A 24,409-nucleotide genomic window follows, 5' to 3' on the forward strand; every position below is an offset into this window, starting at 1 on the left:
TAGCGAGGCCTAGGGTGAGCTTGGCGGCAAACGCGGAATGGCCTCCATGCGTCTGTGCGGGGCGCTCTGAGAACCTGGGAGATATCGTCAGAGATAGTGTCCAATGGTCCGATTCTGGATCGCAACCCCGAATCTGACTCCCCTTGTTCCGATAAAGTCTCACGACTGGAAATACGCAATGGAAAGCACGTTGAGTAACGGTTGATTCAACCATTGCTGGTATTATCATGAAGTAGGGTGGCGGCCCCGACTGTGCGGCAGGGGTGCTGGGTTGTCGGAGCCGCCCGCGCAGTCCGGTTGGATTTGACCGCGCTGTTCCAAAGTAGGACAGCGCGGTCAATTAACCGTTAAAATCTTCCGGAACTAATTAAGCGTATGCTAATTGACTCGCGGTTTGCGAGTCCTGTGCATGCGTTTGAAGTTCGTAGCTCCCCTAATGCCGACCCTTGTCGACCAGCCTCCCGAGGGCGATGGATGGATCCATGAGGTCAAGTTCGATGGCTATCGCTCGCAACTGATCATCGGCGAAGACGGGACACGCATCTACACCCGCAAAGGCCATGACTGGACGGCGAAATATCGGGATCTGGTGCAGGAGGCGAAGACCCTTGGAGCGGAAAGCGCGATCGTCGACGGCGAGATCGGCAAGATCATTGTGCTCAACGAAGCAGGGCTGTCCGACTTCGGCGAGTTGCGCAAGGCGATCACCCGGCGCCAGCACGACCTCTATTTCGTCGCCTTCGACCTGCTGCACCTGAATGGCCATGATTTGCGCGACATGGCGCTTGAGGAGCGGCGCGAGATCCTGGCCAGCATGATCCAGCCTGGCGGCCGGATCCAGTTCAGCGAGCCCCTGCCGGGCGAGGCCAAGGCGATCTTTCACCTGCTCGACCGGGGCGGCCTCGAGGGGATGGTATCGAAGCGCCGCGACAGCAAATACCGCAGCGGCCTGTCGACCAACTGGCTGAAGGCCAAATGCTATACGGTCGAGGAATACGAGCTACTAGGCGTCGAACGGGAGTCAGGGAAGCCTGCCTTCGCGCTCATGGCCGATCGCAAGACGGGGCAGTATGTCGGCTCCGCCTTCATCAAATCCAGCCGCGCCATCCGCGAGCGGCTGTGGAAGCGGGTCCAGGAGCACGCCGGGCCGGCGCCGAAGGGCATGAAGCGGCCTGCGACCCAATGGGTGAGGCCCGGCATCATCGGCCGCGTGAAGCATTTGCGCGGCGAGGAAGACCTGCGCCATGCTTCATTGCAGGATTTCAGAGAGGGATGAGCAAGCGGGGCTGTGATTTTCTCTACCATTGGATGGCGGATCATTTAGCTGATGATCAGATCATCGACCCCGTTTTGCTGGTTATAGATATGGTAGTGGATGCCAAACGTGATGCGGAAAACCAAAGCATTCCAGGCCAAGAGATCGACGAGGAAATCGGCGCGGTTTTCGAAGCCATTATGCAGGGTCTGCGCTAAAGACTGCTTTCCCACGCGTTGATACGTCACAGCTGCTTTCAGAAGCTGGCGGCATATCGCGGCGGACGCTAAACGGCAAGATGATGCCAAAATCGCCTTAGAGCGCGTTTCCCGTGCCGGTGTCGCACGTTTCGTTCATTCGGATGCTTCGAAAAAATCCTAGGAAGCGCATAACCCGCTGGAGCCGGCGGGATGCAGTGGCCCCCCACTCGTCTCGCCGGTTAGGCGGCTCGGCGTCCCGCACCACCATGCCCGGGCGCCGAGCCGCCGCATGGCTGCAGCGCAGATGGGGAGGACGTCGAAGCGGAAGCGGCTCCGCCTGACGCCAAGGTGCGTCAACAACAAAAGATGGTTTGCCGAGTTATCTTTTTTCGGAACAGGGCGTTAGCGCAGGCATTTCCTACTCACATTCCCTACTCAGAGGAGTCGATAGGATTAATGCGGCGTAGCGTCGACAAGGAAAGGATTGCGAGGGCAGACCGAGTGGCCCGCCTGCTGATCGATGCTGAGCGTGAGGCGAGAGATAGCAAGACACTTCGGCTGCGAGAACTGCGGCTGAAGATGGAAGCCGAATTGCTAAGGCCACCGCCGAAAGCCAGGCCTCGGACCAAGCCCGCACCGAGGGAACGGCTCGTGTCATCGAAGTCGAATGACATTCGTGGCATCAACTTCCTGGACCAGTGGATTGCAAACAACGTGCCTGAGACCGCGAAGGCGGATGTCATCTCCGTGGACAAGCTCACCCATCATTGCAGACGCCAACGCCGTTGGCATCAAGAGGATCGAGATCGATGAGGAAGTGGACAGCCTGTATCGCACGATCCTCGATGCGATTGTGCATTCCGACCCTGGTCTAACCGAACAGGTTTGCCAGCTAGACGCAGGCAAGGAATATAATCCTATCGTTGCGGCGATCCCCTCAAAACGGAGTTCGCCATGCCTCTCAAGACCCTCGCCGACACCCTTACTGCGCGCGAAAGCGTCTACGCAAACTGCAGTCATCCCATGTGCTGCAAATCGACAAAACTCGATATACAAGCGCTCACAGACCGCCTTGGGCCTGGCCATGGCTCGATGCATGAGGATCTTGTCGGGCTATTCGTCTGCTCGCCCTGCAAGGCCGCGGGCCGCGATAGGCGCCCGGTGTTCTTCACCTGCATCCCGGACTATGACGGCCAAAATCGGGAGCGGAATCGCGACTGGAAGCCGACCTTTGATCGAGGGGCGTAAGGGGATTTCAGTCTTAGTTGAGCGATTGCTAATAGGTAGCCCTTGTCGCGCAGGTACATGGTCAGGATTTTCTCGACCATCGACGACACCGACCGCATGTCGTCCCTTGGCGAGGCCAAAGGCAGAGGGCTTTTCACATCGGTTGGTCAAGTCTACACCATCGGTCGGGCGAAAACGCTGGTGGGGCGCCATGAAACCGATCGCGCTTGCAATTCCGTTACTCTTCCTCGTGCGTCGCGCCATGCTGATGTGCTCGTGGAGAAGCATCGCCTGCAACGCAAAGAGGTGAATGTGGTTCCTGGGCCAGAAAGCCCGCCAGCCTATCTTGCCAGCGGCGCCGAAGTGGCTGGCACTGGTGACAGGGAAGGGGACACGAGCGGCGATGAATGGTCGCTCGGCTGGACAACGACCGGGGCGCACGGCCTGGGCGAAGACGTAGAGTTGGACACCAGCGATTCTGAACATAGCGTCGGATGGCCCGCATCGTGCAGCCAAGGGCGCGATGCTTGGGAGCTTGGCGGCTATCGATACTTACCGGGCATTGATAGCGAAAACTGACCGCGCGACCTTGCCCCATGAAAGCCCGCTGCCTCACGGAGGCGGGCTAATCATTGTGAGGCACGATGTTGCTACTGCTGACGCCGTTGTTCCCAATGCCCCGTGTGACAATAACCGTCGAATAGCCGCCCGGCAGCGAACCTGTCACGGTCGCGTCGATTCGGCGGCAGCGGCCGACGATTTCACCCCTGGGAGCGCTCGCCAGCTTGTTCTTCAGAGAAGTCCGGCACTCGTCGAGCGATGAAAATACTACCCCAGGCGTATCAATTGGTTTGCAGACAAAAGGCTCACTTGGACTGCAAGAAAGCAAAATCATCACTGCCGCAGTTGCCGGGTCCATCGTCTTGGCTCCTGATGTTGAGCGAAGCATTAACGCTGGGCAGGGGACTTTGTTTCCTTAGGGAGTAACCACCCGGGCACCGGGCTTTGGAGGGTTAGTTTTGGGCCGTAAGGACCAGGGTCTTCACCGGTCTAGTTGATCCAACCCGCTCCAGGCAATGATCCGGAATATTCGGCCACGGCCGCCCCGGCAGGTTGAGCCCTCGTCAGAGGTGGCGAAGACTGTCCGAGTTAACAGCGCCGCCAAGACTGCGACCTGGACTAGAACGGATGCAAGGCGATCATTTCGAGCATGCGCCATAAATGCTCAATTCCCCGCGCCGGTTGCGAACTTAACCGAGACGATCCCGTCGTCGCCCTTTCGTGTCGGGAACATCGAAATTGCGTAGTCCTTTGCGGTCTTCTCGGCGTCGAAGGTCGACTTGTCGATGACGCCCCGTCTTCCATGCCAGGTGACTGTGTAGGCATGAACGAGCGATTACTATCGAACCTCAATAGTGGGGTTTGAAGTGGGGACACGGTGAGCCAAAACGCATTCCCATTTATTTTTAGATAGATAGCCCCATCAAGGCGGAGAGCCCCTCCGCCGTATGGTTTTCTTATCTCCAACCAGTTCACGGGTCGCACGCAGGAAACCCGTTGGCAGCAGCCTCTCTTCTATGGCCCCAGCCGCATAAAATCCGTGCTTGAGGGCGTGCCGGTTCCCTATTGGCGCCCCCGGTCGACTTCCCCCGTGCATTCTACAGCGCCCGTTCCTCATCGCGGGAGGCTGGCAAGGGCCTTTCCCTCGCCGCGTCTTTGCAAGGCACCGTGGGCTGAGGTGCATGGGCATAATCAACGTCGCCGCGGAAAGCGCCTTCGACAGCTTCAAGGTATTGCCCTGTGGCCGTCGCTCGTCTGTTGGACGCGATTGCTAAGACGCCGGGAAAGATCGTCAATGAAGGCCACCGCAGGTGTGCTGTTCTATCGTCGATCATCCTTAGAACCAGCCGCGCCACTTGAACCACACGATCGGTGCGATCGCGCTTACGGCGATCAACGCCAGTCCGTAGGGATAGCCGTATGTCCAGTCATATTCAGGCATGAACTTGAAATTCATGCCGTAGATGCCCGCGATCAGAGTTGGCGGAATACCAACGATTGATACAATCGTCAGAATCTTGAAAATATCATTCTGGGCGATCCCGATCAGGCCGACCATGGCGTCGAGCAGAAATTGCACCTTGTCGGACAGGTGAACCTCATAATCATCCAGGGACACAATGTCCGTCTTTAGAGCCGCCATACGCGGCTGCATTTGCCCGTCTGCCCAGTCAACGGTCAGGTGACACGCGAAATCGACAGCACGACCCAAGGCCAGGAGGGCGTCGCGCTTCTCAGAAAGGTAGTCGCCTAGCCGGCCGAGTTGCCGAAGGCGGGCTCGAATAAGCTTGTTGGATCGCACCGCCTTACGCCCCTGGCCTTCGGGCACGTGGAAAGCCGTCATCGAGAGAGAGCGCAATTCAGTCGCCACCTCCTCCAAGCCGTCGGCAAGGCGGTCGATAAGTTCGTCGCACAGATCGACAAACACCTCGAGACTCGAGCTCGGCGGTTCCGCAGAACGATGGAACCTGGCAGCCACTGCGTCGAAGGCCGGCGAAGCGGCGAAGCGAACGGTGATCAGGTGCTGAGGCGACAGGATGAAACCTATCGGAGCAATCTCGGGACCAGTGCCCTCGACGTGCGTCACCGTAGGCACGCTCATAGATAGCACGCCATTGCGGGTCTTGAGCCGGCTCGAAGTTTCGATCTCGCTGAGATTGCCACGACTCGGCACGTCCATGCCTGTCGCTGCCTGAACCGTGGCGATCTCACCCGGTTGTGGGTCACAAAGATCCCACCAGATGGTTTCACCTTGAGACTCTGACGGATCGCCTGGTCGATAGGAGGTCAACATGACAGTGAAGCCCTTTTCGCGAGTCACCGGTCACTGCTGGCGCACGTTTTTACTCCAGACGCGATCACTGGCTCGTGTCCGCTGCGCCGCGAAACGCTCTCGCGAGGTGAGTTCTCCATGCCGTGGCGCCTCTGCGAACGCTTTTGCGCACTTAGTTGGATATGGAGAAGACCGCCGCGCATTCAAGGTGGTTAGCAGGCCCTTGCTAGCGGGTGGTTCATGCTCGCTGCCACACCAACCGTCGACGCGATATAGCCCAGCAGGAAGCCAGCACTGTCTTTCACGTATCCGTTCGCCTACCGAGCCTGAACATCGTGCGAGACTCCTGCGGAACATTCCTTTCGGCGGCGCCATCCTGCCCGAAACTTAATAGGACTCAGAGGGTTCGGCTCGAGAGCGGCCTGTCGAGACGATGGCCGTAATTATCCGTCATCCAGAAAACCCACCCATCTGATGAATGATAGCGCACGCATCGGGAAAAGATGCCCGAAGGCTATTAGTCGGCGTCCACCTGATCGAGTTTCTCGCCAAATTTCCAGCACGTCACAAGGCTATCGAAGCCAATTGGCACCAAAGGCAAGATGCGTCGAAAGGGACCTTACGAATATTTATTGCAGCGGCAATGTGCGGGAAATTTCAATGGTCCATGGTTTTGGGGATGGAGTCGTTTCAATGAACAGGGTCGCTGAAACTTTTCGAATTGCGTTCGCGCTGGTTCTAGGCGGTGCGCTTGCAATCGTGGCGATACCGATCGTTGTGATCGTTTGTTTTTCGGCACTCGCGCTTCTTGTGGCCACCCGGACGCTTCGTCGGCTACACCGTCATGGCGATGTCACTCGAAAAGCCCCAACTGCAAGGTCCCCGGTTCCTCCCACCATTGAGACGAGCTATAGGGTCGTTCATCCGTCGTAGTGCTGTCGTCGTAGTGCTGTAAATGCCCCGGCGAACGCCGTCATCGACATTATCGATATTGCAGCCGGCGTTGGGGACACAAAAGCAACAAGAACGTTAGGCGAGGAAGCTAGGAAGCGCCCGTTGTGCCATGGGCTCTCGGGATTGACGAATACCGGAATAGTCTCGCCGTCGAAGGCGGGCCTTGCCAGCAAACGCGTCTGGCCCTGGCGAGCATCAATCTTGAAAAACCCTTATTGGCTTGGATAGCCGCCCGTTCCGACGGCCCGAGGACTTTTGAGCAGTATGATTCCGAAGCCTGAATTTCCCAATCCGAGCCACCTGGATCCCATAGCCGATCCGATGACCACGCGCGATGCGCGGCAGCAGATGTTCGGCTTCTGGGGACGCTACCAGCATTTTGCCATGCCCGTCGCAGGCGTGGTCATCGCTGTAGTCACCGTGGCGGTGCTGCAGCGATTTTTGAATGACCTTTCGCTCGACCATGTGTTGCAGTCGGCGCGTAACATCCCTGGCAAACACCTTCTGATCGCGCTTGCACTTACACTTTTGAGTTTTGCCGCCGTCGCCTTTTACGATGTCGTGGCTGTGGAGACGATCGCGCCGGGCCGCGTCCCCAAGCTGTTGTCGGCATGCGTCGGCGCTGCCGGCTACGCCATCTCCAACGCGCTCGGCTTTTCGCTGCTGACAGGCGGGATGCTGCGCTATCGCATCTATGCCGGCGAAGGCATTGCCTTGTCCGATATCGGTCGAATCATCGCCACCTCCTGGCTGTCGATCTGGTTCGCCTTCACCGTGATGATCGCTCTTGCCCTGGTCCTCGACCCGGCTCGTACACCGTTTGTCGACCAGCTTGATCCTCGCCTGGGCCTGACGCTCGGCATCGCCATGATCCTTTCGGTTGGTTTGCTGGTCGTGTGGCTGTCACGCGGCGAACGCACGCTGACGGTGGGAAAATTCTCCATCAAACTGCCCGATTCGCGCGGCGCGCTGACACAGATCGTCGCCGGCCTGGTGGACATCTGCGCCGCCGCCGGGACGCTTTACGTGTTGATGCCTGAGACGATCACCACCGGCCCGGCGGTCTTTGCGCTTGTCTTTGTCGTGGCGACCATCATCGGCATCGCCAGCCACGCTCCGGGCGGGCTCGGCGCCTTCGAGGCCGCCATGATCGCCGGCCTTGGCCTCGGCAACAATCCGGATGCAGTGGCAGCCCTGCTTGTATTCCGGATCATCTTTACCCTCTTGCCCTTTCTGGTTGCCGTCATCGGTGTCCTGGCGTTCGAGATTTACGCGCGGCACGCCGAAGTGTCGCAGCGGGTGCTCCATGCAGGACGCGTCCTGGAGCCTCTCGTCCCACCGATTGCCGCCGGCGCGACCTTCCTGGGCGGGATAATGCTGTTGTTCTCGAGTTCCATTCCAGGTGTGGCCGATCGCCTCGATTCCCTGTCCGACCTGCTGCCGTTGCCATTCATAGAGGTCTCGCACCTCGCGGCCAGCTTCGCCGGCATCGCAATGTTGATCCTTGCGCGTGGCCTGGCGCGGCGGCTTCAGCAGGCATGGGCGGCGTCGCTCATCCTGTTCATCCTGGGAGCCGCCTTTTCGATCGGCAAGGGCCTCGATTGGGAGGATGCAGCCGTCCTTCTGATCCTGTCGACAGTCCTGATAAGCTTCCGCAAGGCTTTCTATCGCCGCCCGATTGAGGGCATCGGAACGCTGTCATGGGGCTGGCTCGCCAGCGTGATCAGCATTGTCGCGATCTCGATATGGCTTGGATTTTTCAGTTATCGCGATGTCGACTATTCCAATCAACTGTTCTGGCAGTTCGCCATCGATGGCGACGCCCCGCGCTTCCTGCGCGCCAGTATCGTGATCCTGATCGTTACAGCAGCGGCCGCGCTCCACACGGCCATCAATCGGAAGGCCATCGACTGCAAGCAACGGAAAGAAATACCCCCGGCCGTGAGCGCGATCGTCGCCTCCTCGAACGTGACCCATGCGGCCCTGGCAATGCTCGGCGACAAGCAATTCCTGATGTCGCCGGACGGTCGCGGTTTCATCATGTATGCCCGCTCGGGGGGCAGCCTTATCGCGCTCGGCGGGCCGATCGGCCCCGTCGAGGGCGACACCAAGCTCGCCTGGGCCTTTCACGACCTGGCCGACCGTTCCGCGGCCCGCACCGCCTTTTACGGTGTGGAGCCCGACCAATTGCCCATGTATCTGGACATGGGCCTCGTCGCGCTGAAGCTCGGCGAGGTCGCGCGCGTCGACTTGACGGCCTTCAACCTCGACGGCCCGCGCCGCCAGCCGCTGCGCTACGCCGACCGACGCGCCGAGAAGGACGGCCTGCTTTTCGAGATCGTCAAAGCCGCCGATGTGAGACCGCTTCTTGGCGAATTGCGAGACGTGTCGGATGCCTGGCTCCAGATGAAATCGAGCGGCGAGAAGGGTTTTTCACTAGGCTATTTCGAAGATGACTACGTCAGCAGATTCGATATGGCCGTCTTTCGCTGGCAGGGCCGCATCATCGCTTTCGCCAACATGTGGGGGAGCGCCGACAAAAGCGAACTGACCGTGGACCTGATGCGCCATGCGCCCGATGCGCCCAAGATCGTCATGGACGCGCTGCTGACCAAACTGCTTCTGCATGGCAAGTCGCAGGGTTATCGCAGGTTCAATCTGGGCGCGGCGCCGCTTTCGGGATTGTCCGCGGGTCGGCTCGCTTCCCGCTGGAACCGGTTCGGGTCCTTTCTCTACCGGCGTGGCCGGACCTTTTATCGCTTCGACGGGCTCAAGGCTTTCAAGGACAAGTTCGATCCCGTCTGGACCCCGCATTATTTCGTATGTCCTCCTGGACTGGACACCGTACGCTCCTTGCTCGATGTCACCACCTTGATCAGCGGCAATCCGTTGGAACTCGTCCGGAAATGATTGCATATTTTGCGCAGATGACGAAGAGCCGCGCGATGCTGGCTCTGTTGGCTCTGGTCATCGCTGCCGGCCTTGGCCTCGCGCTGTATTTCAACCGGACATGGGCCGTCCCGCATCAGATCCGCGTTTCCGCCGAGCGGCTGGTCGATATTCCCGTTCAACTGCCGCAACAGGATCCGGTGGGGCTGGTCATCCTGTTCTCGCAAAAAGGCGGCATTGGTCAGCGTGACATCGATCTGGCGGCGGCCCTGGTCAGCAAGCGCTTGATCGTGCTGCCGGTCGACCTCGAAAAATATCGCAAGGCGCTGAGTGCGGCCGATGGCGCGTGTATGTATCTGGGGTCCGATCTGGAGGCGCTGTCCAAGGCGGCCATCCGTGCCGTCGGCGGCAGCAGCTATTTTCATCCGGTCGTGGCGGGTATCGGCGAAGGAGGCACGCTCGCTTATGCGGCGTTGGCCGATGCACCGGCGGCGACACTGGCCGGCGCAGTCGCGCTCGAACCAGCGCGCAACCTGGTTACGCCACTGCCAACATGCCCGGGTGGCGCAACACCGACGCCGGATCCGGCGGGCGGCTTCGACTATGCCCTCGACGCGCAATTGCATTCCCCTGCAACACTGGTTTCGGCCGACCCGCTTGCGGATATTTCCACGCAATCGTCCGACAATGTGATGCGGGCAAGGGCGATTGTTGTCGACAGCGTGTCTGACCGCCTTGACGCGGCGGTTGACGCCGTGGCGTCGATCGCCGCGAGCGATGCGTCGTCAAATGATCTACCGACCATCGATATCCCCGCCAGTTCGACGCCAGATTCCCTCGTGCTGTTCTTTTCAGGCGACGGCGGCTGGCGCGACCTCGACAAGGTGATCGGCGATGAGATGAGCAGACACGGCGTTCATGTGGTGGGCATCGATTCGCTTCGCTACTTCTGGGCGGAGCGCACGCCACGGCAAATCGCCAATGATACCGTATCCATCATCGACCGCGCCGATCCCTCGGGCAAAATGCCTGTCGCGGTCTACGGTTATTCATTCGGCGCCGATGTCTTTCCGTTTGCCTGGACCTTGCTGCCGAAGCGGATAAAGGATCGCATCCGGTTTGTCGGACTCCTCGCCACCCAGAAAACGATTACCTTCCAGGTGACCGTTGGTACCTGGCTCGGTGGTGGAGGCGACCATTTCGTCGCGCCCGCGATTGCCACCATTCCGCGCGAGCGCCTGCTGTGCGTTTATGGCGAGGACGAGGATGACACGGCCTGCACCGATCCCACGCTGGCGGGAATGCAGACGCTGAAGATGAAGGGCGGCCATCACTTCGACGAAGACTACCCCGCGCTCGCCAAGATTCTCCTTGCCCGCATGAAACCGCGAATTTAGTGCGCGGTGAACGGCGGCCCAATTTGGCGGCAAAACAGCTGGGCCCCGACGTAACATGACGAACTGCTCCCGACACACACGCACCAACCCTATAGCTCGAGGGATGTAGGAAGTAGTCGCGACGGTAGAACGAAAGAGGCCCGATAGTCCCAGGACCACCAGGAAAAGTGCAATCGCCAAAAGAACGGCGTTAGTACTAACAAACAGCCTTAGAAATTGCATTTGCCACACTGAAGTCCCCACAATCGCCTCGTACATAGCGCGGCAAATCGAAAGCGCATCTAGGCCATTCCGGTCGAAGTGTCCCGTACTACGAAGCTTAGCCAGCAGCATGACTGCCGTTCCGTGAAAGTCGCCCAAGGCTTGCTCATTAAGCGGAGACGCACGCCACGCGGCCAGATCAGATACCAGAAAGCCCGTTTCGCCGTTTACCGAAGCGCATCGAAGTTGCAGACTTCCGTCTATCTCCATCCCGCCGTGGTGGCGGGCTGCTCGACTATGCTGCCCGGCGCGATCGCTCGCAATTGCTCGTCGCTGAAGCGGCGATCGCCTCTTTCCTGATGCCGACGCACAACACGAGGCGGGCCGGCGTAGCGCCGCACCGCTTCCGTTTAGTCGTTCCTGAACTCCATCTGAATGGTGCCTTCAGCTTGGGTTCGAACGGCAGCTTCTAAAAAGAAGCCGTTCAACTCGCGGTCCCGCCCGCCAAAGGAGACGCTCTCATGTTCCGTAATTCTTTCATCGCAACCGCGCTCGCCGCTCTTGTCGGTATCACTGTCGCCGCCCCGGCCATGGCCAACGACGTGAGCATCGAGCAATATGGCTGGTCGAACTCGGCTGGCGGCGCCCAGAACGGCTTCAAAAACCGCATCCGGGTCTACCAGGACGGTCGCTTCAACACGGTGATCGGCCAGCAGCGTGGCCGCCACAACCTTTCCGCCATCGGCCAGGAAGGCGCCGGCAACTACGGTGCCACGTACCAGACCGGCAATCGCAACGTGGCCGGCGTCGGGCAGTTCGGCTCGAATCATACCGCCATCCTGACCCAGGATGGCAACGGCAACATCGCCGCCGGCGTGCAGGTGGGCCATGGCTGCGATGCCAACGTCAGCCAGGGTGGCAGCGGCAATGTCGCCGCCTTCGTCCAGGCCTGTCCGTAATCGGCAGCGCGCCAGGCGGTCGCGGAGAGCTCCGCGACCGCGGCTAGCCAATGCCAAGGAGACAAATCATGCTCCGCATCGTCAAGCATCCCCGCCGTATCATAACGGCACTCACTCTCATCCTGGTCCCGGTCGGCGCGCTGGCGACCATGGCCACCGCCGACCAGTCCATCGGGCCGGTTCGCTGCGAGATCCGCGTCACGCCGCAAGGCGGCATGGTCTCGCTCGAGGCGCTCGCTCATGCCGACAGAAACGTGACCGGCATCTATTCGCTCCATGTCGAAAGCGCCGGCCAGACCGGCGGCACCAATATCGTGCAAGGCGGCGCCTTCAGCGCCGCGAATGGCAAGCCAGCGAAGCTTAGCGCTGTCACGCTGGAAGCGAAGGGCGCTGTCTACGACGCCACGCTCGAGGTCACAGTCGATGGCAAGAACATCAGCTGTGCCGAGCGGGTCGGGGGCGCGACCTGACCGCATCGCCAGGCTTGTGAAAAAAAAGGGCGTCGGCATTCGGCGCCCTTTTTTATGTGCGCCCGGCCGGGAGAAATGAGTGAACGACAGCTGAACGAAGGATTCCGGGTGGGTTCAGCCACGCCATGGGAAGGTTGGCCATAGGCTGGGGCAGCCGGAAATGGAGACCAATATGACGCGCAAGATGTTCAAGACCCTTACCGCCGCCTTGGTTGCCGGCAGCTTCGGCCAGGCGGCGCTGTCCGCGCCGGCTTACGCGGGCGGCTTGCTTTCGGTGACATTTGCCCCAGCCAACGCCCGCGACGCTGGCGCCCTGGCGACTGGACTGCGCTTCTATTCGCTGTATCGCGGCCTGCACGGTGCCAGCATCCGTCAGTCCGGACATGGCAACGCAGCCGGACTTAGCCAGAACGGTCGCGGCAATCTGGGCATCATCCAGCAGGAGGGTAACGGCCACTCCGCGACCTTGCAGCAGAACGGCAATGACAACGCTTACGGTATTTTCCAGTTCGGCAGGAATACCAATGCCAATGTCGTGCAGAGCGGCGATGGCGGTGGTAGTGCCACCTTCAGCTACGGCTGGTAGCGGAAGATGGAGGCTCGGACCCGGAGATAAACCGTTGCTCGTCGCCGGCGGCTCGCTTGGTCGGTACTTCCTCGATATCCAGCCTGGCACGACCGCCGCGCCGAGCTCGAACGAAGATTTCGGCAGGACAAGGTTATCATCCGCTACATGCCGATGGCACTCATCTAGGGTCGACGCCATGCCTTCGACGTCGATCCGCATAAATGATCCGCCATCCAATGGTAGAGAAAATCCCTGCCCCGCTTGCTCATCCCTCTCTGAAATCCTGCAGCGAAGCGTGCCGCAAATCCGCCTCGCCGCGCAAGTGCTTCACGCGCCCGATGATTCCGGGCTTCACCCATTGGGTCGCTGGCCGCTTCATGCCCTTCGGCGCCGGCCCGGCATGCTCCTGGACCCGCTTCCACAGCCGCTCGCGGATGGCACGGCTGGAGTTGATGAAAGCGGAGCCGACATAACGCCCCGTCTTCCGGTCGGCCATCAAGGCAAAGGCCGGTTTGCCCACCTCGCGCTCGACACCGAGGAGCTCGTATTCGTCGATCGAGTAGCATTTCGCCTTCAGCCAGTTGGTCGACGGGCCGCTGCGGTATTTGCTGTTGCGGCGCTTCGATACCATCCCCTCGAGGCCGCCCCGATCGAGCAGGTGAAAGATCGCCTTGGCCTCGCCCGGCAGGGGCTCACTGAACTGGATCCGGCCGCGAGGCTGGATCATGCTGGCCAGGATCTCGCGCCGCTCCTCAAGCGCCATGTCGCGCAAATCGTGGCCGTTGAGATGCAGGAGATCGAAGGCGACGAAATAGAGGTCGTGCTGGCGACGCGTAATCGCCTTCCGCAGCTCGCCGAAGTCGGACAGTCCTGCTTCGTTGAGCACGATGATCTCGCCATCGACGATCGCACTCTCGGCGCCAAGGTTCGCCGATTCTTTCACCAGGTCGGAATATTTGGCTGTTACTCGCTCGCGCCTGCGATGGTGTCACACCCCGGTATTTCTTCATGGTAAAATGGCTCTGGCTTGAAAATCCGGCCAAATGGGCGACTTCTGCGATCGACATGCCGCCGGCGAGAAGGCAGACTATCGGCGAAGTCCAGCCCTCGATCGAGAACGTACCTGTGTGGTGGCATCCCGAACGTCTGGGCGCCATGTCTTGTGTATCCCGTCACAGACAGACAGAATGAGTATTCGAACATCCTCAGTTTGATGCCGTCTTGAAAAACGAGTCTTTCCGATGAAGCAGGTCTTTGTCGAAGCTATCGGCACCAAAGTATCAAGTATCGGTTTTGGCTGCGCTTCGCTTGGTTCGCGCATCGGAGTTCGCAAGGGCATAGACACGCTCGAACGCGCGTACGAAGCAGGGGGAACCTGGTACGACGTGGCGCCTTCATATGGCGACGGGATGGCTGAATCGATCTGGGGCGAATTTGCATCCAGAAAGCGCGATCGCGTTTGCGTCTGCACCAAGGTTGGCATGCGTCCGCCGAAGACCTCCGCCACCATGCGACTGCTGAAGCCGTTGTCGCGGATCGCTGTTGCAAAGGTTCCGGCGCTTAAGCAATATGCTTCAAGAGTGCGCCCCGCGCCATTCAAGGTGCCGCTGTCCGCGGAGTTGATAAGATCAAGTGTCGAGGAGAGCCTGGGGCGTCTTCGCACGGATTATGTCGATGTCCTCGCACTGCATCGTCCGACCGCCGAGGAGCTGGTTCGCGAGGATATCATCCGGGCCGTGGAGCGCGTGGTTCAGGACGGGAAAGCCCGGGCCATTTCGGTCGCGGGAGACCTCGGGGCTGGGATGACGGCTCTCGATGAATCGCTGCCTTACCGATTCGTCCAGATTACCAATACTCCGCTGGAGCCAAACCTTGAGAAGTTGAAAGAGCGCGCGCACTCGCACAAAACGTTTGTAACGCACGGGACATTCTCAGGCCTCGACCGGAGTGTCGCGAGAATAAATGCGCACAAGGAAATCCTGGACGCCCTGGGGGAGCTTGGCTACCGTGGCACTCCCGCTGAAATTGCTGTCGCATTTCTCGCCGATTACGCATTCGCCACGAATTCGGCTGGGATCACGCTGGTCTCGATGTTTCAGAAGGAGCATCTCGATTTCAACCTGTCGCGATTGAAGAGCCATCCGGCGCAGGAGCGGCTTGATTCCATCGTTGCCGCGCTCGAAGTGGGGGTGACAGACTGATCGACAGGCGAACTCCGGGTTTCTCCAACGCGAGTTCCCAAAATCGCTGACAGCTTTTGGTGGCGCACCCGGCCGAATGGCGATGCGAACATTTGCCTTATCGAATTCGTCTTGACAGTGGAATGATGCTCAACCTGACGCGATTTCAGCTTTTCCGCTTGCGACGCGTAGTGCTCGTGGCGGGGTCGATGCTGAAGAACTGGTTCATAACCGTTCGGAGATCGACAGACATAACGGTTAACTATGACCGAGCGGACTACCGCGTCCATGTTGCAATCCCCGGATCAGATCGCCTTTTCCTACATACTTCCCAACAGCGAATCCGACGACGGCCCTTTCGAACTCGAGGCCGCGACGGTTACCGGCGCGCCGTGCTTCCGCAATAATCCATAGGCAGAGACGCGTGCCAAGGTGGATCGCACTGGTTTTGCGTTACCAACCGGCGCCGCCTGCGCGTTAGCTGTCAGTCACGAAGATGCTGGGTTTGTAGATTAGCTTCATGGGGCTTGATTTCCCCAGATTCTGCAGCCCATGCCTGTTCCGCGCGGGCGATTAGACATCGTCCGAGCGGGGGTTTTGCAATCCGCAATCACCAATTTGCCCGTCGAAGCCGACGACGCAAGGTTGCGGAGACGCGGGCGAAGATATCTTGGTTCACCGCTCTCATGACCGATGGATGAAAAATTTGCATTGCGGAGCGGATCGTCGATCCCAAAGGCTGGTAGCGGAATCGACTACGCAGACGAGCAACCTGCAGCGCGCGCGCTACCGTCTCCGGATGGGGAAGCCTATTTTTATCCTCAATCAAGCTCCAAGTAAGCTGCTTGAGGTCAATGGTTTCCCGGTCAACGTCGAAAAACGTTGTAGAAGCGGTGATGCTCGAATGGTTCGTCGCGTCGTAGAAGACTAGGCCATCTTCGATCACAATCATGTCTCCATGGCAGGCAAGATCGACAAAAAGGAGTTGATCGACCCCGGTTGTTATCGACTTGTATGTCCGCATTAGACAACCCTTCTGGACAACGTCACGATTGATCAACAACGACGATGGGATAATCCCAAGGGAACGCGTCGTGCGGACCAAATAAAGATCCTTCAGAGTTTGCTCACTCGAATAGACTGCGATGTGCTTCCGCTTGTGACGAGCCAAACGGAATTTTACCCGGTCATCCTGGACCCTATTTGTAGCGCAGGTTATGAACGCGGCAGAGGGATACTGTTCGGCAACGTCTGCAAATGTCCCAAGCGCCTTTGGTGCCAGCCAATCGTCGTCGTGCAATAACTTGATCCAGCTTCCGCGGCAGGCGAGCATGACGTTATTGGTATTTTCCACCTGTCCCCGACCTCGGCGGTTTTCAATAATGCGGATGCGAGGGTCGGCCCGTGCGTAATCAGTCACTATGGCCCAAGTCTGTCCGTCTGGCCCCTCGTCGTCGCTGACGACCAACTCCCAGTTCGAAAAGTCCTGATGTAAGACGCTGTCGATGGCCCGACGAACTGTGTCCGGCCGGCGGAAAGTCGGAATGGCTACCGAAATGAATCTGCTTCCCCTAACATCAGCGGGTTGAGAATGGCCTAGCTGTGGTGGCTTCATTCTGCTCTCGGTCGTTGAAGTGGGTTTGTTGTTGCGCACGCTCCAGCTGATTGCGCGTCCCGAGTTAGGAGAACGAGAGAGGTGGCCGCGCTCAAAGCAAATCCGACCGCGCCACCGGCTGCCATCAGATAGATCACGTGCAAGGGTTGCCAGCCGGCGTGAACACCAACCGCGAGCGGCCCAAACATAAGCAACGCCCGCGCGACGTCGAGCAGAAGCCGCACCTCTTGTCGCCGCAGGATGGTCGGGACCATTTGAAGCGGTGTCGCAATTGCCTGCGCCGCCCCCATGCACGCGAGAGCGCTCACGATCTGTCCGGCAACCATCCAAGGTTCGCCCAAAAATGGAACGACAAGATAAGGGGCGGCAAGGCCAAGCCCCAATATCGGCAGGGCAATCACACCAGCCGCCAGAATCAGCAGGCCATGCGCGCTGCCGAGCAGACTCCGATCGTTGCGCCCTTCATTTGCTATGGCAACAAAAACATTGCCGAGGGGATTCGCAATCAAAGCGATTGGCGCAGTCACGATGCGCGCGGCGACTCCGAAAAATCCTGCGAAATTGGCCCCAAACAGCGACCCAATGAGAATTGCGGGAAGGTTGATGATTGTGAAGGCCGCGAGGGCTGCGGGAAGGTCAAACATAGGAAACTTGTATTCTCGTCTGGCGGTGGCGATTACTGTCAGCCACGGCGCTCGGACGATGCCATACGCATCGTCCAAACTCAGGATGCGGGTGCCGATTACCAGTATGAGCACTGCCTGGCTGAGGATATGTGCATAGACCATCGCCTCACCTCCTAGGTGGGCGACGCCAAAGATCAATTGCAGCAATGCCATGGTCGCCGGTTGGATCACGCGTCCAATGGCGAAGTCGCGCACGTAACCAAAACGGAGGCTCCAGCAGTTCATCGCTTCGGCGACGGCTGCGCCGGCCATCCCGATTGGAACAAGCCAGACAAGATGGTTGAGCCGTCCTGGCGCGACGCGCAACAGCAGATATCCTGTTGCCAGGGTCGTAACGGTCGTCGCGAAGACAGCCAGGAGAATGAGCTTAAAGGCCACCTGCCCTCGAGCCCTATCCTCAACGACGTAGATCGAGGATTCGAAGCGAAGCGCCGCGATGGCGCCGAGAATATTTACGATCGAAAGATAGATCGTGAAAATACCGAAATCGGCTGGCGAATAGAGGCGAGCCAGCAGAGGAATGGCCGCGACCAGAGTGAACTGGCCAATGATGGCCATGGCCGAGACGCCCCCCGCCATGCGAATAATGCTGCGGATCGGGCTCGGCGTTGCGCCAGCCATCATTTTCGCGACCATAGTGAATGTCCTAGGGCGTCAGAAGTCACTTCGGAACATGTGCGATCGCGCTGTGCAAACGACCTGCCGCTCCGCCAGAGTTTAGAATCGGAGACGAGCCTCACAATCATTCATTCGCATGATGTCCCTTCGATCCGGAAGTTTCAGTATTACCGTGATTTCATTCATATTTTTCCGAGATCTTGATGTAGCCAATGACAAGACCCTCGGGAGCGGCCAAGGTGGAGACAATATTGCGCGGCTTCGCCCTTCGCTCGACCGTCCTGACGACACAGCCTTGACGAAGTGGTGCCAAATGTTGGCCATACCAGCGTTCGCGCACAATCGCACAATGGAGAGGTTTGGTGCGCAAGTTCCGTGATTTTAGCGACCGCCTCCGCGAGGAACCGCATAAATTCAGGTTTGTGCTGTCTCGTGTGCTGTGGGCGACCGGATTGTGTCGCCTGATTACCTTCAACTTCCCCGCTGGCTACAGGATGCGCTTTTATCCCAGCGCTATCTCTGCAGGGCTTTGGCGGGACCGGCATTTTCGTTCCGAAGACGTTGATTTCGTGGCAGGCTACCTTCGGCCGGGCGAAACGTTTGTCGACGTGGGTGCAAATGTGGGCCAGCTCAGCCTCGTGGCCGCCCGGCGTGTTACGTCGTCGGGACGGACCATCGCTATCGAAGCGCATCCGCGAACCTGCGGTTTCCTGCGAGGCAACGTCCGCCTCAATGGTTTTCCCATCGAGATCCACAATGTCGCCGTGGGCAGCGAATGCGGCGAGCTGTTTTTTACTAATTTTCGCAGCGACGACATGAACTTTGCCTATGCAGCCTCGCCGCGAAGCGGCTCTGCGCTACGTGTTCCGGTCGCTACGCTCGATTCCATCATCTGCGAACGGCGTGTGGATTTACTGAAAGTTGATGTTGAGGGATTTGAGTGCGACCTTCTCCGGGGCGCCGCGCAAACACTCCGCAATTGCCGATGTCTATATATTGAAGATTCCGAGCCCAATTTGCGGCGAGCTGGCAGTTCGCGAGCGGAACTATACGATCGCCTGATCGACAGGGGATTCGAGCTCTTCCATGTCAGGGAGAAACAGCTGGAGCGGGTTTCGGTGCAAGGGGCGGGCCCACTCACCGAGAACTTAATTGCTGTTCGCGCCTCCGATCTGCCGGACGCGCTCGCTCGGACCGGTTTTTGCCTAGCGTGAACGTCTTAGGTTTGTGACGTCTCAATGACGCATCACCCGCAGGGAGCCACGCACGGTTGTACGGTCGCTTTACGACAGTACGGCCATCATTCGTTCTAACGATGCAGCGGCCAATGCGGTCCCGTACGACACGGCAAAGCTGGTCAGCCAAAAGGGGGGCAGTTTTGGAAGCGTTTCGGCGTCGGCGCTCTTCTGAAGGCTCACCTTTCCATGCCTTGCCGTCCATCCCTGGGGAAAGGAAGGAGCAGGACGTTGCGATGATTCGCAGTAGCGGCCTGGACCATTTGATGTGGCGACAGGCATCGGCGCGACCTCTCGACATGAATGGCCCGACAGACCGTCCTTTCGAACGGATGAACGACAATTTTTCAGATATATCGACGTTCGAGCATCTGCAGCGGGTTGTCCAAAAGCACGCGGGCAAGATCGCACTCAGTGATGGCATGACGTCGCTGACTTTCTTGACGTTGTTGCATGTCGTCCAGAACCTAGCCTGCGTAATCGCTGATGCGGTTCCACCCGGCGAGGCTGTCGGACTTCTTCTCGGCAACGCGATCTGGCACCCGGTGGTCATGCTGGCTGCCATGCACGCCGGCAGGCCCGCCGTACCGCTCAATCCCAGGGACCCTTTATCACGCCTAGCTGCCATCGCCGCGGACGCGCGCCTGAAGGCTATCGTCATGGCCGGTCAAGGCAAACCGGAAGGCTGGCCGGATGCGATCCCGCTGCAATGGATCGATCCGTCTCACGTTCTCACCGAAACGGCGCCTGACAAATCCCCGCTCGTGTCATCGGACGCGTCCGTCGATTCGCCGGCAATCGTTCTCTACACATCGGGGAGCACCGGAACACCGAAGGGCGTTGTAAACAGCCAGCGCGCGCTCCTTCAGCGCGTTCAACAATACGTCAACGCCGGCCATATCGGTTCTGATGATGTATTCATGCCACTGACCGGGCCTGCAACCATCGCGGGATGCCGCGAGATGATGACCCCGATGCTCTGTGGCGCGGCGTTGTACCTGCTGGACATTGAGAGTGCGGGCATTCGCGGTGTTCGCGAGCATTTCCAGAAATGGCAGGTGACTGTCGCCTACATCGTACCGGCCTTGCTGCGTGTGTTGCTCAACAACTCGGTGCCCGACGCATTTTCTTCGCTGCGGATGGTGCGTGTTGGCGGGGAAAGAGTGCTGTGGTCCGACATCGACCGCCTCCGCGACGTTGTTCCAGCATCGTGCTTCATTCAGATAAGCTATCTGTCGACCGAGACCACCGGAACGCAGTGGTTCTTGCCCAAACATTATCGCGAGCAAGGTCCGACCGTCCCGGTCGGCTTCATCCTGCCCGGCATTGAATACGCCGTCGTTGACGGGAACGGATGCGAGGCGGCTGCAGGATTTGAGGGCGAGTTGCTGGTCAGGAGCAGATACACCGCTCTTGGATATTGGGATGACGGGAGACATGTTCCTCTTCCGGGGAGCTTGTTCGACCCGGGGATTCGCGTCTTCGCAACAGGCGACCTCGTCAAAGTGGACGATGCCGGTCTGATGTGGATCGTTGGACGCAAAGGGCGTCAGATAAAGATCAACGGACGGCGGGTCGAGCCGGCCGAACTGGAACTTGTTTTGCGGCGCGCTCCCCACGTGCAGGATGCCGTCGCGGTCGTATCGGACACGAATGAACTGGTGGCCTTTGTCGTTCCAACCAAACACGCAGGCAGGAATCTTATCCCCGAATTGCGCGACTTGATCAGACAAGCGCTGCCCCCCGCGGTCCATCCGACACGACTGCATGGTCTTGCCGAAATGCCACGGCTCCAGGGCGGGAAGATCGATGGACTCAGCTTACGGCAGCTGGATTGCGTTCTGCGCGAACGAAAAGGAAGCCACGACGCTCCGAGCGCCGGGCTTCCGGCGGATTCCCAAGCTGTCGAAGCAGCGGTCGGAACCGTTTGGAAAAGAATACTCCAGGGCAAGGCAGTGGCGAGCAGCCGCTGGGATGAAGCCGGTGGCGACTCGCTGAAGCTGTTGCAATTTGTGATGGAACTTGAGACTGCCCTTGGACGGGACCTCAGTTTGGACGCGTTCACCGTCGCCATGAGTTTTGCCGACATTGTCAGGGCGGCATCTATCGACGAAACAGCAAGGGGTCCGCTTGTTGAAGCCTCAGATCCACGGCCCATTTTGTTCATTGTGCCAGGATCGATCGGTTACGGTCCAAGTCTTGCGGCGTTCGGGGTGGAGATGAGCAATGTCGCCAGGGTTATTGCGGCGCGCTACGAAGATCTGAACGACCTGCTGAGCGGACAGGAGGCGATGCCCAGGATGGTGGATGCTGTTGTCGCCCAAATCAGCCAGGTCCAGCCTGAAGGCAACTTGAAGCTCATCGGCTATTCGCTTGGCGGCGGCGTCGCTTTCGATGTTGCCAGCAAACTTGTTGCCGCGGGTCGGTCGGTCACGTTCTTGGGAATCCTGGACACCAATATCGGACCTTGGCGCCACGACTACCGTGAAACTTTCGCCCGCACCGCGCAGCGCATCCGTACACATAGAGTGACCATGGATCGCATGATGCTACGTGCCATTGCGAAAATATTTGCCAACCTGGGTGCTGAGGCCCTGCTCGCCAGGGGCATTGATCGATTGAAATGGAAAACCCTGGCCAGAACACGGTTCATCTTACGCCTCGAACTTGAGGAAATCCTGCGGATGCGGGCGTTCGGCCGCTGGGTCGGGCAACCGAAAACCGCGCTGCCAATAGTCGCCACCTTGTTCAGATGCCGACGTACCGGCGTTCCGCCAGATCTTGGCTGGAGCAAATTCTTTGCCGGTCTGAACGTAGTGCCGATCGTCGGCGGACACCTGGACATGCTCGTTGAGCCCCACCTCAGTCACAACCGCCCATTGATAGAGCGCGCCTTCCTGGCGAGCGGCAAGTGAAAGCGAGGATTTCTGGTTCAATCGTAACCTTTCCTAGTCGTTGTCGAGTCAAACAGAGGAAATCGGATGACTCTCCATTACGCATCAGGCGGAACAGCAGCAGAAATCGCAACAGCCGGGTTCAATCTGGTTGACGTTTCGTCCGTCGAGCAGCTCAACGCACTGCCACCCGGGATGAAGGGCTTGGTCTGGCTCGACGAGGCTAACGGGGCATCATCGTCCTTCATCCAGAAAGTCACCCCCTTCATTGGCAATCCGAAGGTATTTGGCTTCTTCCTTGTCGACGAGCCGGATCCCACCGGCAAATGGGGAAGATATGCAACCGCTTCAAATCTGAAAGCGGAATCCGACTGGATCCATTCCAACTTGCCCGGCGTCAAGTCCTTTATTACCATGATGAACATGGGGTCTGCCGCGAACCCGGATTTTTCAAACACCTTCAATCCTGCAAACACGCATATCGACTACTACGGAGTGGATGCGTATCCGGTGCAAACTGGTTCGGTCGACTACAACATGATCGACAAAACAGTGGCGGCGGCTGTGGCGTCGGGCGTCCCGACCAGCCAGATCGTTCCCGTCTATCAGACGTTTGGGGGCGGCAAATGGACCACCGATACGGGTGGTAAATTTGTCGTTCCCTCCACATCCCAGATGCAGACAATGGTGGATCATTGGGATAAGCTGGTTCCGTCACCCGCATTCGACTATGCGTACGCCTGGGGTTCACAACAAGGTGACACCGCGCTTGGAAACTCCCCGGCACTGCAAGCCTTTTTCCTTGAACATAATCTCCAAAATGTCGACAATCTCCCCCGTCGATAATCTCGCCACAGTCAGCGATCATGTTCTGGATCTCAGCCATTCCGCCAAGTGGTTCGCGGCTGATTTCTCAGCCGAGGGGACCGCGAGGCGAAATCCGAGTTTTTACCGCGCACTGCTCCCAACAGTCTCCCCAAACTGGCCCGCTGCCTGCCCCCCCGGGGCGCTGCTTTTTTTGTTGGAACAGAATGGCGCAGGGGCGCACTCCAATCGGGGGGTCAGTTTTGGAAGCCGTTTGACAGGCGATTATCTGATTGACAAACCCAAAGGAGAATAGAAAAGGGGCGCAAAATCATTGGTATCAAGCGCGCATGATTGCTGATCGTGATGGCGATAGCCCGACGGCTAAAAGTCCCCGTGGAAGTTCACGGGACTTTTTTCAGCAGTGGGAAAAATGAACGCAGGACATCGAAATGCGTTAGTGCGCCAAAGTAAGATGCCGATTGGTCGCCAATGTCGAATACGAAGATCATGTCCTCCTGGACACTCAGGCCGGCCGACACGGCTTTCGCTAGACCGGACGCACTCAAGGAAGACTCCACAAGAAAGAACGACGTGGTTTCGTCCCAATAGCCCAATCCTTCATGCGCGGCGTCAACCACGGATTGCCGCCTGTCGTCGTAGCTTTTCCCATTGATCGTTTTGTTCGCTATCCGAAAGCTAACGCAATAACTCGAAGTCATGACTCCCTGCCCTCCCTATTGAGAAGGGCAGCAAAGCACATTCTAAATGCTATGGCGATTCGAGCGTGGTTCCAAAGCGGGTCTACCTGTTAGCCCTCCCCAGGGGGAGGGCCATCCGCCCACCTTTCGTATCGAAAGTCAGCATTTCCATCGAATGTGCTCGGGTACCTGCTGCGAGCGAATTTATTTTCGTTACGGATTTTTGGGAATTTGAGCGCCGCAAGGGCGCGCACCTTGCCATAGATGACCAGTATGCGGGCAAGAAACTTGGATCAGCGCTGGTCGACTTCGCGCTATGCGTCGCCAAAACTCAAATTTGCCCCAATGGTAGGATGCCGGATTGCAATTGTGGACCGAAAAACCCAATCGATTGGATTTTATGAAAAGTGCGGCTTCACGCTGCTCGACATGCCAGAAAATCGGGATATAGAACATCCGTTTATGTATCTGGACCTGCGGCGAGCGCAACTGGCGCTGCCATCACCGCCACCACGAGCGGATCATCGTAACAACTGAACACCGCTTCATCGCCATCATCATGTAGACGTTGAAGGCTACAACGGCGCCTACTGAACTCCACTGCCAACTCATACGGCCCGGCGGCTTCGGCTTCCGGGCCGTTTTTGCGTTCCTGGGAACGAGAGTGTGGGGTAGCCGGTTAACTGGATATGCCAACCAAGTTCAAAGAACCGAAATCGAAGC

Annotated in this window: 20 protein-coding genes and 2 pseudogenes; 14 read left to right on the forward strand and 8 right to left on the reverse strand. The window is 58.7% G+C overall.

Annotated features, from left to right (window positions below):
- Positions 1–409 precede the first annotated feature (409 nt).
- The 4 genes and pseudogenes from ACWGS8_RS22200 to ACWGS8_RS22215 all read left to right on the forward strand — a co-directional run bounded on the left by ACWGS8_RS22200 (position 410) and on the right by ACWGS8_RS22215 (position 3,261).
- A complete protein-coding gene (locus ACWGS8_RS22200) occupies positions 410–1,276 on the forward strand; it encodes an ATP-dependent DNA ligase (protein ID WP_454582900.1) in 867 nt (288 codons plus the stop codon).
- Positions 1,273–1,473 (forward strand): hypothetical protein, encoded by a 201-nt coding sequence (locus tag ACWGS8_RS22205; RefSeq protein ID WP_454582901.1) that lies wholly within the window; start codon positions 1,273–1,275, stop codon positions 1,471–1,473. The genes ACWGS8_RS22200 and ACWGS8_RS22205 overlap by 4 nt, the downstream gene beginning before the upstream one ends.
- Positions 1,474–2,127: 654 nt before the next feature.
- A pseudogene (locus ACWGS8_RS22210) lies at positions 2,128–2,335 on the forward strand (DUF768 domain-containing protein); the annotation flags it as partial.
- Between the two features lie 425 nt (positions 2,336–2,760).
- Positions 2,761–3,261, forward strand: a complete 501-nt coding sequence (locus tag ACWGS8_RS22215) for a hypothetical protein (protein ID WP_454583052.1) — start codon at positions 2,761–2,763, stop codon at positions 3,259–3,261.
- 46 nt (positions 3,262–3,307) lie between these two features.
- On the opposite strand, the gene ACWGS8_RS22220 is transcribed toward ACWGS8_RS22215, so the two are convergent.
- The 4 genes and pseudogenes from ACWGS8_RS22220 to ACWGS8_RS22235 all read right to left on the reverse strand — a co-directional run bounded on the left by ACWGS8_RS22220 (position 3,308) and on the right by ACWGS8_RS22235 (position 5,563).
- On the reverse strand, positions 3,308–3,601 hold the full coding sequence (locus ACWGS8_RS22220) for a hypothetical protein (RefSeq protein WP_454582902.1): 294 nt from the start codon (positions 3,599–3,601) through the stop codon (positions 3,308–3,310).
- Between the two features lie 564 nt (positions 3,602–4,165).
- Positions 4,166–4,432, reverse strand: coding sequence for an HGGxSTG domain-containing protein (locus ACWGS8_RS22225; protein WP_454582903.1), 267 nt, complete (start codon positions 4,430–4,432; stop codon positions 4,166–4,168).
- Positions 4,428–4,545: pseudogene (locus ACWGS8_RS22230) on the reverse strand (IS1 family transposase); the annotation flags it as partial. The pseudogene ACWGS8_RS22230 and the gene ACWGS8_RS22225, both read right to left, overlap by 5 nt.
- Positions 4,546–4,579: 34 nt before the next feature.
- Positions 4,580–5,563, reverse strand: coding sequence for a magnesium transporter CorA family protein (locus ACWGS8_RS22235; protein ID WP_454582904.1), 984 nt, complete (start codon positions 5,561–5,563; stop codon positions 4,580–4,582).
- A 1,227-nt stretch (positions 5,564–6,790) separates the two neighbouring features.
- Here ACWGS8_RS22235 and mprF point away from each other — a divergent pair.
- From mprF to ACWGS8_RS22260, 5 genes are all read left to right on the forward strand, one after another.
- The gene (gene mprF, locus ACWGS8_RS22240) at positions 6,791–9,379 is read left to right on the forward strand and encodes a bifunctional lysylphosphatidylglycerol flippase/synthetase MprF (RefSeq protein ID WP_454582905.1); all 2,589 of its coding nucleotides are present in this window, start codon (positions 6,791–6,793) and stop codon (positions 9,377–9,379) included.
- A 17-nt stretch (positions 9,380–9,396) separates the two neighbouring features.
- The gene (locus tag ACWGS8_RS22245; protein WP_454582906.1) at positions 9,397–10,755 is read left to right on the forward strand and encodes a virulence factor family protein; all 1,359 of its coding nucleotides are present in this window, start codon (positions 9,397–9,399) and stop codon (positions 10,753–10,755) included.
- A gap of 722 nt (positions 10,756–11,477) precedes the next feature.
- A complete protein-coding gene (locus ACWGS8_RS22250) occupies positions 11,478–11,915 on the forward strand; it encodes a curlin (protein WP_454582907.1) in 438 nt (145 codons plus the stop codon).
- Between the two features lie 68 nt (positions 11,916–11,983).
- Positions 11,984–12,385, forward strand: a complete 402-nt coding sequence (gene csgH / locus ACWGS8_RS22255; protein ID WP_454582908.1) for a curli-like amyloid fiber formation chaperone CsgH — start codon at positions 11,984–11,986, stop codon at positions 12,383–12,385.
- A gap of 172 nt (positions 12,386–12,557) precedes the next feature.
- On the forward strand, positions 12,558–12,971 hold the full coding sequence (locus ACWGS8_RS22260; protein WP_454582909.1) for a curlin: 414 nt from the start codon (positions 12,558–12,560) through the stop codon (positions 12,969–12,971).
- Positions 12,972–13,218: 247 nt separating this feature from the next.
- Here the strand turns inward: ACWGS8_RS22260 and ACWGS8_RS22265 are convergent, their stop codons facing one another.
- Positions 13,219–13,896, reverse strand: a complete 678-nt coding sequence (locus ACWGS8_RS22265; RefSeq protein WP_454582910.1) for an ATP-dependent DNA ligase — start codon at positions 13,894–13,896, stop codon at positions 13,219–13,221.
- 298 nt (positions 13,897–14,194) lie between these two features.
- On the opposite strand from ACWGS8_RS22265, the gene ACWGS8_RS22270 reads away from it, so the two are divergent.
- The gene (locus ACWGS8_RS22270) at positions 14,195–15,154 is read left to right on the forward strand and encodes an aldo/keto reductase (RefSeq protein WP_454582911.1); all 960 of its coding nucleotides are present in this window, start codon (positions 14,195–14,197) and stop codon (positions 15,152–15,154) included.
- A gap of 589 nt (positions 15,155–15,743) precedes the next feature.
- Here ACWGS8_RS22270 and ACWGS8_RS22275 read toward each other — a convergent pair.
- Positions 15,744–16,748, reverse strand: a complete 1,005-nt coding sequence (locus tag ACWGS8_RS22275) for a glycosyltransferase family 2 protein (protein ID WP_454582912.1) — start codon at positions 16,746–16,748, stop codon at positions 15,744–15,746.
- Positions 16,745–18,070, reverse strand: coding sequence for an oligosaccharide flippase family protein (locus tag ACWGS8_RS22280; RefSeq protein WP_454582913.1), 1,326 nt, complete (start codon positions 18,068–18,070; stop codon positions 16,745–16,747). The genes ACWGS8_RS22275 and ACWGS8_RS22280 overlap by 4 nt, the downstream gene beginning before the upstream one ends.
- A 344-nt stretch (positions 18,071–18,414) precedes the next feature.
- On the opposite strand from ACWGS8_RS22280, the gene ACWGS8_RS22285 reads away from it, so the two are divergent.
- The 3 genes from ACWGS8_RS22285 to ACWGS8_RS22295 all read left to right on the forward strand — a co-directional run bounded on the left by ACWGS8_RS22285 (position 18,415) and on the right by ACWGS8_RS22295 (position 23,027).
- Complete coding sequence (locus ACWGS8_RS22285; protein ID WP_454582914.1) at positions 18,415–19,266, forward strand: FkbM family methyltransferase; 852 nt, start codon at positions 18,415–18,417, stop codon at positions 19,264–19,266.
- Between the two features lie 257 nt (positions 19,267–19,523).
- On the forward strand, positions 19,524–22,202 hold the full coding sequence (locus ACWGS8_RS22290; RefSeq protein WP_454582915.1) for an AMP-binding protein: 2,679 nt from the start codon (positions 19,524–19,526) through the stop codon (positions 22,200–22,202).
- A 66-nt stretch (positions 22,203–22,268) separates the two neighbouring features.
- A complete protein-coding gene (locus ACWGS8_RS22295) occupies positions 22,269–23,027 on the forward strand; it encodes a hypothetical protein (RefSeq protein ID WP_454582916.1) in 759 nt (252 codons plus the stop codon).
- Between the two features lie 362 nt (positions 23,028–23,389).
- On the opposite strand, the gene ACWGS8_RS22300 is transcribed toward ACWGS8_RS22295, so the two are convergent.
- Complete coding sequence (locus ACWGS8_RS22300; RefSeq protein WP_454582917.1) at positions 23,390–23,707, reverse strand: hypothetical protein; 318 nt, start codon at positions 23,705–23,707, stop codon at positions 23,390–23,392.
- Between the two features lie 267 nt (positions 23,708–23,974).
- Here ACWGS8_RS22300 and ACWGS8_RS22305 point away from each other — a divergent pair, with 267 nt between their 5' ends.
- On the forward strand, positions 23,975–24,223 hold the full coding sequence (locus ACWGS8_RS22305) for a hypothetical protein (protein WP_454582918.1): 249 nt from the start codon (positions 23,975–23,977) through the stop codon (positions 24,221–24,223).
- Positions 24,224–24,409: the final 186 nt, after the last annotated feature.

The organism is Mesorhizobium sp. 43Arga (genome assembly GCF_053714255.1).